The organism is Lactobacillus iners (assembly GCF_011058775.1).
GTDB classification, from domain to species: Bacteria; Bacillota; Bacilli; order Lactobacillales; family Lactobacillaceae; genus Lactobacillus; species Lactobacillus iners.
The window spans coordinates 349,468-363,951 of record NZ_CP049230.1; the positions used below are offsets into that span (position 1 = coordinate 349,468).

10 protein-coding genes are annotated in these 14,484 nt (G+C 33.9%); all 10 read left to right on the forward strand.

Annotated elements, in window-relative coordinates; genetic code table 11:
* Positions 1-38 precede the first annotated feature (38 nt).
* The 10 genes from mutS (at position 39) to alaS (ending at position 14,430) form a co-directional block, all read left to right on the forward strand.
* Positions 39-2,603 (forward strand): DNA mismatch repair protein MutS, encoded by a 2,565-nt coding sequence (gene mutS, locus G6Z82_RS01780; RefSeq protein WP_164785730.1) that lies wholly within the window; start codon positions 39-41, stop codon positions 2,601-2,603.
* 5 nt (positions 2,604-2,608) lie between these two features.
* Positions 2,609-4,486 (forward strand): DNA mismatch repair endonuclease MutL, encoded by a 1,878-nt coding sequence (gene mutL, locus G6Z82_RS01785; protein WP_164785731.1) that lies wholly within the window; start codon positions 2,609-2,611, stop codon positions 4,484-4,486.
* A gap of 21 nt (positions 4,487-4,507) precedes the next feature.
* Positions 4,508-5,092, forward strand: a complete 585-nt coding sequence (gene ruvA, locus G6Z82_RS01790) for a Holliday junction branch migration protein RuvA (RefSeq protein WP_006733000.1) — start codon at positions 4,508-4,510, stop codon at positions 5,090-5,092.
* Between the two features lie 55 nt (positions 5,093-5,147).
* Positions 5,148-6,113 carry a Holliday junction branch migration DNA helicase RuvB gene (ruvB, locus tag G6Z82_RS01795; protein ID WP_006728864.1) on the forward strand — a complete coding sequence of 322 codons (966 nt, stop codon included), beginning with the start codon at positions 5,148-5,150 and terminating at the stop codon, positions 6,111-6,113.
* 60 nt (positions 6,114-6,173) lie between these two features.
* Positions 6,174-6,530 (forward strand): preprotein translocase subunit YajC, encoded by a 357-nt coding sequence (gene yajC, locus G6Z82_RS01800; RefSeq protein WP_006732995.1) that lies wholly within the window; start codon positions 6,174-6,176, stop codon positions 6,528-6,530.
* A 104-nt stretch (positions 6,531-6,634) separates the two neighbouring features.
* The gene (zwf, locus tag G6Z82_RS01805) at positions 6,635-8,083 is read left to right on the forward strand and encodes a glucose-6-phosphate dehydrogenase (RefSeq protein ID WP_006735519.1); all 1,449 of its coding nucleotides are present in this window, start codon (positions 6,635-6,637) and stop codon (positions 8,081-8,083) included.
* Entirely contained in the window at positions 8,084-9,193 is a 1,110-nt protein-coding gene (dinB, locus tag G6Z82_RS01810) for a DNA polymerase IV (RefSeq protein ID WP_164785732.1), read from the forward strand.
* A gap of 56 nt (positions 9,194-9,249) precedes the next feature.
* Entirely contained in the window at positions 9,250-10,206 is a 957-nt protein-coding gene (locus tag G6Z82_RS01815) for a DHH family phosphoesterase (protein ID WP_164785733.1), read from the forward strand.
* Complete coding sequence (locus G6Z82_RS01820; protein ID WP_006734881.1) at positions 10,193-11,575, forward strand: DEAD/DEAH box helicase; 1,383 nt, start codon at positions 10,193-10,195, stop codon at positions 11,573-11,575. The genes G6Z82_RS01815 and G6Z82_RS01820 overlap by 14 nt, the downstream gene beginning before the upstream one ends.
* Positions 11,576-11,796: 221 nt before the next feature.
* Positions 11,797-14,430, forward strand: coding sequence for an alanine--tRNA ligase (gene alaS, locus G6Z82_RS01825; RefSeq protein ID WP_006736326.1), 2,634 nt, complete (start codon positions 11,797-11,799; stop codon positions 14,428-14,430).
* Positions 14,431-14,484 lie beyond the last annotated feature (54 nt).

The following is a 14,484-nucleotide window of genomic DNA, read 5'->3' on the forward strand; positions in this document are numbered from 1 at the left end:
TATTTAGCAGTTATGATAGTGATAAAGGAAGTAATTAGATGGCTGAGAAGATAACACCGATGATGGAACAATATTATAAAATAAAGCAACAATATCCAGATGCTTTTTTATTTTATCGTGTTGGCGATTTTTATGAATTGTTCGAAGACGATGCAATAAAAGGAGCTAAGTTACTTGAATTAACGCTAACACATAGATCCAATAAATCAGCTAAACCGATCCCCATGGCCGGTGTACCACATCTAGCAGTTGATAGTTATATTAATACTTTAGTTGATAAAGGATATAAGGTAGCTATTTGTGAGCAACTAGAAGATCCTAAAAAAGCCCAAGGAATGGTTAAACGAGGTATTATTCAGCTAGTAACTCCAGGTACGGTAATTAATGATAATCCTGATCAGGCTAAAGAAAGTAATTATTTAACATCGCTTTGCTCAAACAGTCAGGGTTGGGGATTAACTTATTGCGACTTATCTACTGGTGAATCTTATGCAACTCATTTAACTAGTTGGGAAATGATTGTTAACGAGTTGTTGTCTTTACAAACCAGAGAATTAGTTTATGGCGAAACATTAACTTCTGATAAACAAATTTTTCTCAAAAAAGCTGGAATTACTTTATCTCAGCCAGTTAAGCTTTCCAAAGAACATGCCGAAGTATCTTATGTAACTCAGCAATTGCATAATCAGTTGGAAATTGCGGCAACCAAGCAATTATTGGCATATTTGTTAGCTACACAAAAAAGAAGTTTAGCACATTTGCAAGTAACACAAAGTTATGAGCCTAATCAATATTTGCAAATGTCTCATATTGTGCAAACTAATTTGGAGTTGATTAAATCTGCCAAAACTGGCAAGAAAATGGGATCGTTATTTTGGCTATTAGATAAGACATCTACGGCAATGGGTGGTCGATTACTTAAATCATGGATTGAACGCCCTTTAATTTCTTTATCAGAAATCAAGTCACGACAATTAGTTGTCACAGCACTTTTTGATGATTATTTTAGTCGTGAAAAAATAATTAAGCAGCTACAAGGTGTTTATGATTTGGAACGATTGACAGGAAGAGTTGCTTTGGGATCCGCTAATGCACGAGAACTTTTGCAATTGGCTGATTCACTAGCTGTTGTTCCGGAAATTATCAATATTCTAGCCAATAGTAAAAATGAAGTTTTAAATAATTTTGCTCAAAAAATAGATCCGCTGAAGGGTATTCATGATTTAATTGTCAAAACCATTGTAGAAAATCCTCCTTTATCAACTAAGGAAGGTGGCATTATTAAATCGGGTGTTTCTAGTCAATTAGATCGTTATCGAGATGCGATGATTAATGGTAAAAAATGGCTAGCAGATATGGCTAATAGTGAGCGAGAAAAAACTGGAATCAGCAATTTACGAGTTGGTTATAATAAAGTTTTTGGATATTATATTGAAGTCACCAATTCTTATAAAAATAAAGTTCCATTAGATCGTTATATGAGAAAGCAAACATTAACTAATGCAGAACGATATATTACAGTCGAACTAAAGGAACATGAGGCATTAATTTTAGAAGCCCAGGATTATTCAACTGATTTGGAATATGAATTGTTTACTAATTTGCGAGAAGATATTAAAAAGTATATTCCAGCTTTGCAAAAATTAGCTAAGCAATTGTCTTCATTAGATGTTTTGTCTACTTTTAGTTTACTTAGTGAGCAGAATAATTATGTTTGCCCGCAATTTAGTCAAGATTCATCAGCAATTAATATAGTTAATGGACGTCATCCGGTAGTAGAAAAAGTCATGTCTGATGAAGAATATATTCCTAATGATGTAAAAATGGATGAGCAAACTAACATTTTTTTGATTACTGGTCCGAATATGTCTGGTAAATCTACATATATGCGGCAGTTGGCTTTGATTATCATTATGGCTCAAATTGGTTGCTTTATTCCTGCAGATAGTGCTGTTTTACCTATTTTTGATAAGATTTTTACGAGAATTGGTGCTGGGGATGACTTGATTTCTGGCAAAAGTACCTTTATGGTGGAAATGAGTGAAGCTAATATTGCTTTAAATAATGCTACTAAGAGATCATTGATTTTGTTTGATGAGATAGGTCGAGGGACTGCTACGTATGATGGAATGGCACTAGCTGGTGCTATTATTAAGTATTTACACGATAAAGTGGGAGCCAAAACATTATTTGCTACGCATTACCATGAATTAACTGATTTGGATCAAGAATTGGCACATTTAAAAAATATACATGTTGGTGCAACACAGGAGAATGGACATTTAATTTTTTTACACAAAATTTTACCTGGTGCAGCAGACCAATCATATGGAATTCATGTTGCTCAATTAGCAGGGTTGCCAACTAAAGTTTTAAGAGAAGCTACGCATATGTTAAAACAGTTAGAAAAACATTCTGACAATCAGGCAGCTTTTAGTGATGAACAATTAGATTTATTTGGCAGCTCTGATCAGCACAAAATGTCGGATGAAGAACAAGATGTTTTAACACAAATAAAGAATCTTTATTTAAATGAAATAACACCGTTACAAGTTATGCAATTAGTAGCTAATTGGCAGGATGAGTTGAAAAATAAGGAATAATAATTATGACCAAAATACATAAACTATCTTCCAAATTAACTAATCAAATCGCTGCTGGAGAGGTTATTGAACGTCCAGCAAGTGTGATTAAAGAATTGTGTGAAAATGCATTGGATGCTGGTAGTACTAGAATTAAGATTGACTTTATTGATGCTGGATTAAAGCAAATAGTAGTACAAGATAATGGTAGTGGTATTGCAGCTGATGAGATTGATTTAGCATTTATGCGTCATGCAACTAGTAAAATCAATACTAATCATGATTTGTTTAACATAGCAACTTTAGGATTTAGAGGCGAGGCCTTGGCTTCGATTGCAGCAGTTGCTAAAGTCGATATTGTAACTAATACAGGCGACGTTAATGGAATTCATGCAATTTTTGAAGATAGTAATAAGGTTAAGCAAGAAGCAATAGCTAGTCCTCAAGGTACCAAAATTGTGGTGAAGGATTTATTTTATAATACACCAGCAAGATTAAAATATTTAAAATCTGAACGGACAGAAATTATGAAAATTGTTGATATTGTCAATCGATTGGCATTAGGATATCCCCAAGTGTCTTTTGAATTAACTAATCGACAGAAGCAATTATTGAAAACTACAGGACATGATGACTTGCGACAAACTGCTGCTAATATATATGGAATTAAGGTTGCCGAACAGATGCTTGCTATCTATGCTCAAAGTCCAGATTTCAAAATTGCTGGTTTAATATCACGTGCAGATGAGACTCGTTCCACTCGCAATTTTATTACATTGTTATTGAATACTCGTTATGTTAAAAATTATCGTTTGGTACAAGCAATTGTTGATGGATATGGTACTAGACTTATAAAAGGACGTTATCCATTTGCAATTGTTAAAATAGATTTGGATCCATTATTAGTTGATGTTAATGTACATCCTACTAAGCAAGAAGTTCGCTTATCTAAAGAATCAGAATTAGCTCGCTTAATTGTCAGAACAATTGATCAGGTGTTAGGTGCAACTGAACATGAAATAGCTAGTTTGGATAATGCAACTGAAAGTAAGCAAACTAAGTTAGATCAGTTAGAATTCAATTTAAATGAGGCAGTTGTAGATACAAGCCGAATTCCAGTCGAATTTTCGATACCAAATGATTTAACAGATGATAGTTCAAAAATTAAAGAAGATGACACAACTTTTGTTAGCCTGAAACATCCCCGACAAGATGAACATTATTTAGTAACAACAACATGGGATGAAAATGTGCAAGCCCAAACAGCCTTGTCACCATTTAGTGCCTCGCAATTGTCTAGTGAAGTTACAACAAGTAGTGAGCAGATTTTAGTCAATAGATTGCCACAGCTGCAATGTTTAGGGCAGATGCATGAATATTTATTAGCAACAGCCGATAATGATTTATATATTGTTGATCAAGTGGCGGCCGATAATCGTCTTGCTTTTGATAAGTTGCTATTGCAAATGCAAGCCGAAAATAATTATGAGCAAACTTTATTAGATAATATTATTTTGGACTTTTCAATGATTGATTTTTTGAAAGTGCAAGATAAATTAGCTGATTTTAAAAAGTTAGGACTTAATTTAGAAGAATTTGGTGGCCGAAGTTTTGTATTGCAGGAATATCCTCTTTGGTTAGAAAATTGTGATCAAATACAAATAAAAGCAGTGATAGATTTGATTTTGGCTCATATTAATGCACCACTTGATAAAATCAGAATAGAACTTGCTAAAAAAATTGTAGCTACTAAACATATTAGACGTAAGTCGCTTAATTCGCTAGAAATGGTAGAAATGTTAACTAGTTTATCCAATAGTTCTAATCCTTATCATGATCCATTTGGTAAAATTATTATTGCTAAAATCAGTGAAAATGATTTACGGAAATTATTTCAAAAATAACTCAATGTAAGGAAAAAATCTATGTTTGAATATTTACAAGGTAAAGTGACTATTATCAATCCAGCTTATATAGTTTTAGATGTTGTAGGTGTAGGATATAAATTATATACTCCTAATCCATACCAATTTATTGAAAATAAACAATATTGTATTTTTGTAGAACAGGTAGTACGTGAAAATGCTATTACTCTGTATGGCTTTGCTACCAATGAAGATAAGCAGTTATTTTTGAAGTTGATTTCTGTTTCAGGGATTGGACCTAAATCAGCTTTAGCTATTATGGCTGCTGAAAATAGTCAGTCTTTGATGGCAGCAATTGAGCAAGGTGAAATTAAATATTTGACTAAATTTCCTGGCGTTGGTAAAAAAGTTGCATCACAAATTATTCTCGATTTAAAAGGTAAATTAGATGTTAGTGATCAACCACAGCTAGAATTAATATTAGATCAGGATAACCCAGCGTTAAAAGATGCAATTCTAGCTTTATCAGCATTAGGATATAGCAATAAAGAAGTCGAAAAAATAAAACCTAAATTGGAAAAACTTCCAAATCAGAGTGCTGATCTTTATATTAAAGAAGCACTGAAATTACTTTTAAAGCAATAGTGAGGAGGATATCAATTTGACGAAAGATAACTTGTTTAGCAGTGAATCTACGCCTATGGAGCAAGCAACTGAATTATCATTAAGACCTAGCAATTTAAGTCAATATATTGGTCAAGAAAAAGTAAAATCGGAAATGGCAATTTATATTAAAGCTGCTAAACAAAGAGACGAATCATTAGATCATGTGCTCTTATATGGACCACCAGGATTAGGAAAAACCACTATGGCCTTTGTAATTGCTAACGAATTGGGGGTCACTTTAAAAAGTACCTCAGGACCAGCAATTGATAAAGCTGGCGATTTGGTGGCCTTATTATCTGAATTAAAGCCAGGCGATGTGTTATTTATTGACGAAATTCATCGCTTAGCCAAAACTGTGGAAGAAATCTTATACTCGGCTATGGAAGATTTTTATGTTGATATTATGGTTGGAGAAGGTTCTGCTGCTCATGCCGTTCATGTTCCATTATCGCCATTTACCTTAATTGGTGCTACTACACGAGCAGGGCAGTTGTCTGCTCCGTTGCGGGATCGTTTTGGTATTGTTGAACATATGCAATATTATTCTGAAGATGAATTACAACAAATTATAGAACGTTCTAGTCGAGTATTAGAGACAGGAATTAATATTGAAGCTGCTCATGAATTAGCACGGCGATCTAGAGGTACACCTCGTGTTGCCAATAGATTATTAAAAAGAATTCGTGATTTTGCTGAAGTTAATGGTGAGACATCAATATCTTTATTAACGACTAAGCATGCCTTAGCTAAACTTGAAGTTGATGATGAAGGATTAGATCAAATAGATCGAAAAATTTTAAAGATAATGATTAATTGTTATCATGGAGGACCTGTTGGAATCAAAACTTTGGCTGCTAATATAGGTGAAGACGTAGAGACTATTAGTGAAGTTTATGAACCTTATTTGTTACAAAAAGGCTTTATTTCTAGAACTCCCCGTGGTCGTGTAGCGAATGCTAAAGCATATGTGCAATTAGGAATATCGTTAGATACTAGATGAATTAACATATTTTCTGTATAATTAAGTGTATAAATAAATTGAGTTTATGAGGTGAATACTTTGAATACATTCTTTTTAGCTGCTAATTCAAGCAATAGTATGTTGGTTACTATCTTTATGGTTGTTATTATGTTCGGATTTATGTATTTTGCTATGATTCGTCCACAAAAAAAACAACAACAAGTGCGAATGAAGATGCTTTCTGAATTAAAAAAAGGCGATAAAGTTATATTGCTTGATGGGATGCATTGTAAGATTGATACTATTAATGGTGATGACACAATTGTAGTTGATGCTGACGGAATCTTTTTGACTTTTAGTCGTAGTGCTATTCGTCAAATTTTGCCAGATGATGTAGAAGCTAATAAGCCAGTCACTACAAATGAAAATGTAGAAACTAAGGATGAAGAAAAATAACATCTGTTTTTACTAAAAAAACGCCAGGACGGCGTTTTTTATTTTGGTTTGCTTTGAATATATTATAAAATAGAGATTGAAGTTGATGAAAGGGAGCTACGTGGATGAAAAATATCCCTAATGTAATGATAATTTTTGGTGGTTCAGGTGATTTGGCTCATCGTAAGCTTTATCCTGCCTTGTTTAATTTATATCGTAAAGGTCTAATTGCAGATAATTTTGCAGTTATTGCTACAGCTCGTAGGCCATGGTCGCATGATTTTTTGCGTGGTCAAGTAAAAAATGCAGTTAATGAAACATGTGAACAAGTCGATGCAGCTGATTTAGATCGATTCGCTACTCATTTTTATTATCAATCACATGATGTAACACATGTTGATCATTATATTGCCTTGAAGCAATTAGCTCAGAAGCTAGATGAAAAATATGACTGTCATGGCAATAGAATTTTTTATATGGCAATGGCTCCCAGCTTTTTTGGTACAATTGCTACGCATATTAATGATCAAAAATTGCTGGGTACTGGCTTTAATCGTCTTATTGTCGAAAAGCCTTTTGGACGTGATTATGAGACTGCTGAAAAGTTGAACCAAGAAATTGGAGCAAGTTTTGACGAAAAATCCGTTTATCGGATTGATCATTATTTGGGTAAAGAAATGATTCAGAATATTCTCCCTTTACGTTTTGCTAATCCATTATTAAAAAATATCTGGAATGCTGAATATATTAAAAATATTCAAGTTACCTTAGCAGAAAAAATTGGTGTAGGTACGCGTGGCGGATATTATGATAATTCTGGTGCGTTACGGGATATGGTACAAAATCATATTTTCCAAATTATTACGCTCTTAGCTATGCCAGCACCTAAAAATTTAACTTCAGACGCTATCCATGAAGCTAAACAAAGATTGTTGCAAGGTTTGCAAATTCCTTCTTACGATGAAGTAAGTAAAAGTGTAGTTAGAGGTCAATATTTAGCTTCTGAACATGAACCTGCTTATATTAATGTTGATCAAGTTGCTCCCGATTCATGCACTGAAACCTATGTTGCTGGTAAAGTTAAATTTACCACTGGACCATTGGCTGGCGTTCCTATTTACTTTAGAACAGGTAAAAAGATGCTAGAAAAGAAATCACGGATAGATATTGTGTTAAAAGCAGGCAGTGATTTATATGAAAAAGCCAATGAAAATGTAATAACTATTGAGATTGATCCAGTAAGCAAAATTGTTTTACGCTTAAATGGCAAGGAAATTGTGGGTACAGGATTACGTATTGAAGATTTATCATATGCATTTAATGCTGAAGAAATGCATCAAGTTCCTGATGGCTATGAAAGACTTTTGAATGATGTATTTATGGCTGATCGAACTAATTTTACTCATTGGATGGAATTAGCCCAATATTGGCGGTATATTGATGCAATTGAGTCAGCTTGGCGTAAACAAAATTCAATGGCAATTAAACCAGATCAATATTTACCTAATGCCTTTGGTCCAAATGCAGCGGATAATATTTTTGAAAATGCAGATTCATATTGGATATATCGTTAAATGGACGAGTTATTACCTTGCAATAATTTTAGTCGTAAAATAATTCATTTAGATATGGATGCCTTTTATGCTTCAGTAGAAATCCATGATGACCCAACTATAGCAAATAAAGCTGTGATTATTGGACAAGATCCTCGACAAAGTAATGGACATGGAGTGGTTGCAACAGCTAATTATCTAGCTCGCAAATATGGAGTTCATTCTGCTATGACAACGATGCAAGCATTAAGATTAGTTCCAGCTGAAAAATTAGTTTTTATTAAGCCTAATTTTGAAAAATATCGACGTGTATCTGATAAAATTCATCAATTGATGTATGAAATTACAGATGCTATAGAGTCGGTAGCACTAGATGAGGCTTATATGGATGTAACTACCAATAAAATGGGGAATTTTTCTGCATTGGAGTTGGCGACTAATTTGCAAAAAAATATATATCGGGAAACGGGTCTGACTTCTTCTTTTGGCGTTTCATATAATAAATATTTAGCTAAAATGGGTTCAGAATATGCTAAACCCTTTGGCAGAACAGTCATTTTACCAGATGATGCTCTAGAATTTATTGCTAGTCAAAAAATTGAGAAGTTCCCGGGGATCGGTGTTAAGATGCAAGAGCAATTGCATGAATTACAGATTTATACTGGAGCTGATTTGCAGAAACAAAATATTAAGTTCTTGCTGGATCGTTTTAATAAAGCTGGGTACATCATTGCTCAGCAAGCAAAAGGAATTGATTTGCGACCAGTTATTAGCAAAAGACCCCGAAAATCATTGGGGTTAGAACATACATTTGATGTTAATATATATGATTATGACAAGTTACTTACATGGCTACGTAATTATAGCTGTGAATTAGCTCAAAAATTACGTACTTTTAATTTACAGACTAGGACAGTCGTTATTAAATTACGTACTGCTGATTTTATAACGATAACCAGACGCTCAGCGTTAGCTGTAGCAACTAATGATGCGATGACCATTTATCAACACGCTAAATCTTCTTTAGAAGATGAAATTGATTGTGTTAGTGGTGGTGTGCACTTATTAGGCTTATCGGCTACAGATTTTGAACAGAAAAGTTATGAAACATTGAGTTTAGATTTGTTTTAACACCAATGTATAAGAGATTAATGTACAATATAAGATATTAATGAAGGAGTTTTTTTATGAATACATTTGATGAAATTTTCAAAACAATAAATGATTATTCAACTATAATAATTCATCGGCATCAGCATCCAGATCCAGATGCTTTAGGATCACAAGCTGGATTAGCACGTAGTCTTAAGTTGGCTTTTCCTGAAAAAAAGATTCTCTGTGCTGGTGGGCCAGAAGGTGATTTGGCCTGGATTAATAAAATGGATGAGGTTAAAGATGAAGATTATCAAGGTGCATTAGTTATTACTGTCGATACGGCTAATACTCCGAGGATCTCAGATGATCGTTTTAGGATGGGCGACTTTTTAATCAAAATGGATCATCACCCTGATGTTGATCCTTATGGTGATTTACGTTATGTAGAACCAGAAAAGCCTGCGGCTGCTGAAATCATCTTTGATTTTATTAAAGCAGAAAAATTACCTTTAACTAAGGAAGTTGCCTATCCAATTTACGCTGGTATGGTAGGAGATACTGGTCGTTTTATGTATGCAGAAACTACTCCTGCAACATTAAAAGCCGCTTATGAATTAGCTGCTACAGGAATTGACATTACCGAAATTGCTATGAATATTTCAACAGTTACATTAGAACAAGCAAAATTGCAAAATTCAGTAATAGATTTATTGCATGTCGATCCTTGTGGAGCTGCTTATGCTGTAGTTACTCAACAACAATTGCATAAGTTGGGGATTAATGAAGATCAAGCTTCAGCTACTATTGGTACCCCTGGTCGTATTAAGGGGATTATTGCTTGGAATATTTTTGTCGAAAAATCTGATGGAACGTATCGTGTTCATTATCGTTCTAAAGGTCCAATTATTAATCAATTAGCAGAACAACACAATGGTGGTGGACATGCACTTGCTAGTGGAGCTAATGCAGTTGATATGAAAGAAGTTGAGCAAATTTTTGCGGAAGTTGTTGAAGTAACAAAGAAATATAATGAAAATGCAAATGAATAATATTTTTCAAACTGATCAGTTAAAACCAAATATCAAAAAAGGCTTGGAAAAAATTAATTTTTTAAAGCCAACACCTGTGCAACAACAGGTATTGCCATTATTGTTGGCTCATCAAAATGTCGTAGTGCAGGCGGTGACAGGGTCTGGCAAAACACATGCATATTTAATTCCAATTATTAATGATTTAGATCCTGAACTTTTATGTACTCAAGCGGTCATTACTGCTCCTAGTCGAGAATTAGCTAGTCAACTTTATAAAGTTGCTCGTCAATTGAGGGATGCTGCAGAATTAAATATATCAATTGAATATTTAGGCGGAGGTAATGATCGTACTCGTCAATTAGAAAAAGCATCAAATAATGCTCCTCAATTGATTATTGCTACGCCAGGAAGATTGCATGATTTTGCTATCAAAAAAATCATCAAATTGGATCAGGTAAGTACTTTTATTATTGATGAAGCTGATATGACTTTGGATATGGGCTTTTTAAATCAAATGGATGACATTATGGTGCGATTGGGAACTAATGTCACGATAGGTGCTTTTTCTGCAACGATTCCTGTTAAATTAGAGCAATTTTTAAATAAATATATGGAGCATCCAGAATTCGTAGTCATCGATAATCCAAGTGTTATTTCCCCAACTGTTGCTAATGATTTAATTGATGTAGGTTCTAAGAATAAAAAAGATATTCTTTATACGCTTTTAACTATGGGACAACCTTACCTTGCTTTTGTTTTTGCTAATACTAAAAAAACAGTTGATGAATTAGCAACATATTTAGATCAAAAGGGATTGAAAGTGGCCAAAATTCATGGTGGGATAACTGAACGTGAACGTAAAAGAACTATCAGGCAGGTTAGAGAAGGTCAATATCAATATGTGATCGCTAGTGATTTGGCAGCCCGTGGGATAGATATACCAGGAATTAGTTTAGTCATTAATTATGAAATACCGACTGATTTGGAGTTTGTAATTCATCGTATTGGGCGTACAGGACGTAATAACCTATATGGGCATGCAATTACACTTATCCACGAGGAAGAAATGCAGCAGATAGCACAATTGGAAAAATTAGGTATTCATTTTGAATTTAAGGATCTCAAGAATAATGAATTAGTTGAAAGAACTCATTATCATCGAAGAGATAATCGCCGGACTAGAGCACAAAAATTAGATAATCGACTAGTTGGTATGGTTAAAAAAGCCAAAGTCAAGAAAAAACCAGGTTATAAGAAAAAAATAAAAGTAGCAATTCAAGCTGATAGACAGCAAAAGAAAAAAATCGAAGAACGAATCAAAGCCAGAAAGCAAAAACGTCAGCGTAAACGCGAGCGAGATAGATTACGTGAAGACTTGGAAAAGTAAAAAAATTGTAGTAAGATATAGTAGGTTTAGGATATGTTTTTAGTTTGATATTTCACAGAGAAGATCAAATGGTGAGAAAGATCTAATATTTGGCTATTAATGCTCCCTAGTATTATTTTTTATAAGCAAATAAAGTGGTAACAAATACTGTTGCAATCGAGGTGGTACCGCGCACTGAGCGTCCTCATATCTGCAATAGTATTTTTTTTGGAGGAAAAAGTATGAAAAAATTGACCAGTTCACAAGTTCGTCAAATGTTCTTAGACTTTTTTAAAGAGCATGGTCATATGGTGCTTAAAAGTGCATCATTAATACCACAAGATGATCCTACATTATTATGGATTAACTCTGGTGTAGCAACTATGAAGAAATATTTTGATGGTTCTGTAGTTCCAAAAAATCATCGTATTACTTCATCACAAAAATCAATCAGAACTAATGATATTGAAAATGTCGGAAAAACTGCTAGACACCAAACTTTTTTTGAAATGCTTGGTAATTTCTCAGTTGGTGATTATTTCAAAGAAGAAGTTATTCCATGGGCATGGGAATTTTTAACTAGTGATAAATGGTTAGGCTTAGATCCTGACAAATTATATGTAACTGTTTATCCTAAAGATACTGATGCTTATAGATTATGGCATGAAGTCGTAGGATTGCCTGAAAGCCATATTGTTCAATTGGAAGATAACTTTTGGGATATCGGTGAAGGTCCATGTGGTCCTGACTCAGAAATATTCTATGATCGTGGTCAAGAAAATAACGATGTAGCTGAAGATGATCCTGAGAATTTCCCTGGTGGTGAAAATGCTCGTTATTTGGAGATTTGGAATATCGTATTTTCACAATATAATCATTTAGCAAATGGTAAATATGTTGATCAACCGCATAAAAATATCGATACTGGTATGGGTTTGGAACGTGTGGTTTCGGTTATTCAGGATGCTCCAACTAACTTTGAAACTGACTTGTTCATGCCAATTATTAAGCAAACTGAAAAATTAAGTGATGGTAAACAATATAATAAGGTTGCTGAAGATGATGTGGCATTTAAGATTATTGCTGATCATGTTCGTGCTGTTTCTTTTGCTATTGCTGATGGTGCATTGCCATCTAATTCAGGTCGTGGTTATGTTTTGCGTCGTTTGATTAGACGTGCTGACTTAAATGGTAAGCGTTTAGGAATAAAAGGTGCTTTCCTGTATAAATTAGTAGGTGTTGTTGGTGAGATTATGAAGTCTCATTACCCTGAAGTAGTTGATCAGCAAGCTTTTGTTGAAAAAGTTATTAAGAATGAGGAAGACCGTTTCCAAGAGACCTTATCATCAGGATTAAATTTATTAGATAGTTTAATTTCTGACGCTAAAAGTGCTAAAGCTACAAAATTATCAGGTAAAGATGCTTTCAAATTGTTTGATACATATGGTTTTCCATATGAATTAACTTTTGAAGCTGCTCAAGATGCTGGCCTAGCTGTTGATAAAGAAGAATTTGATGCTGAAATGAAGGCTCAAAAAGAACGTGCAAGAAAAGCACGTGGTAATTTACAATCAATGGGTTCACAAGATATAACTTTGATGAACATTAAGGATGAAAGTGTCTTTGAGTATCACCAATTACAAGAAGATCATGCAAAATTACTTGATATTGTAGTTGACGATAAATTAGTTGATCAAGTTAATGGTGAACAAGCAACATTAATTTTTGATAAGACACCATTTTATGCTGAACGTGGTGGTCAAGTAGCAGACCATGGAGAAATTTTTAACCAAGCTGGAGAATTAGTAGCTCATGTGATTGATGTACAACATGCACCTAATGATCAGAATTTGCACTTTGTTGAGTTGGTTTTGCCAATGCAAAAGGGTGAAGAATACGTTCTAAAAGTTGATGAACAACGCCGCCGTGGCTTAAAACATAATCATACTGCTACTCATTTGTTACATGCTGCTTTACGTCAAGTTTTAGGTACGCATACTCATCAAGCTGGATCATTGGTCGAGCCTGATTATTTGAGATTTGACTTTACTAGTTTAGAGCCAATGACTAAGCGAGAAATTGCTACTGTAGAAAGATTAGTTAATGAAAAAATTTGGGCTGAAATTCCTGTAAAAACAACCATTACTGATCAAGAAACAGGACTTAAGATGGGTGCTTTAGCATTATTTGGCGAAAAATATCACGAAAAAGTTCGTGTGGTTCAAATTAACGATTTTTCTATTGAATTTTGTGGTGGTACACACTGTGAGAATACAGATCAAATAGGTATGTTAAAGATTGTTTCTGAATCAGCTATTGGTGCTGGAATGCGTAGAATTGTGGCTGTAACTGGTCAACAGGCATATGAATATGCAGTTAAGCACGATGAGATTCTAAAAGAAATTCAAGATGAAGTTAAGGCTACAAAAGTTGATGATATTCAAAATAAAGTTGTTGCTTTAGAAGATGCTTTACGTGAAGAACAAAAGACTGTAGAACAATTAAAATCACAAATTAATCAAGCAAAAGCTAGTGATTTAACTGATGATATTAAAGATATTAATGGCTTAAAAGTTATTGCCAAAATTGTTGATGTAGATGGTATGAATGATTTACGTGAATTGTCTGATAATTGGAAAAATCAAAATCTATCAGATGTCTTAATTTTAGGTACTACTGTTGCCGGCAAAGCTAACATGCTAATTAGTTTAAATGATAAAGCTATTAAAGCCGGACATAAGGCTGGAGATTTGATTAAAATTGCTGCACCTATTTTTGGTGGTGGCGGTGGTGGTCGCCCTAATATGGCACAAGCAGGTGGAAAGAACCCAGCTGGATTAGCCAAAGCATTAGAAACTGTTTTGAATGAACTTTAATTTTGTGTTAATATTTTTGATAATATGATTGAGTTATAGGTTATTTTTAAGTAA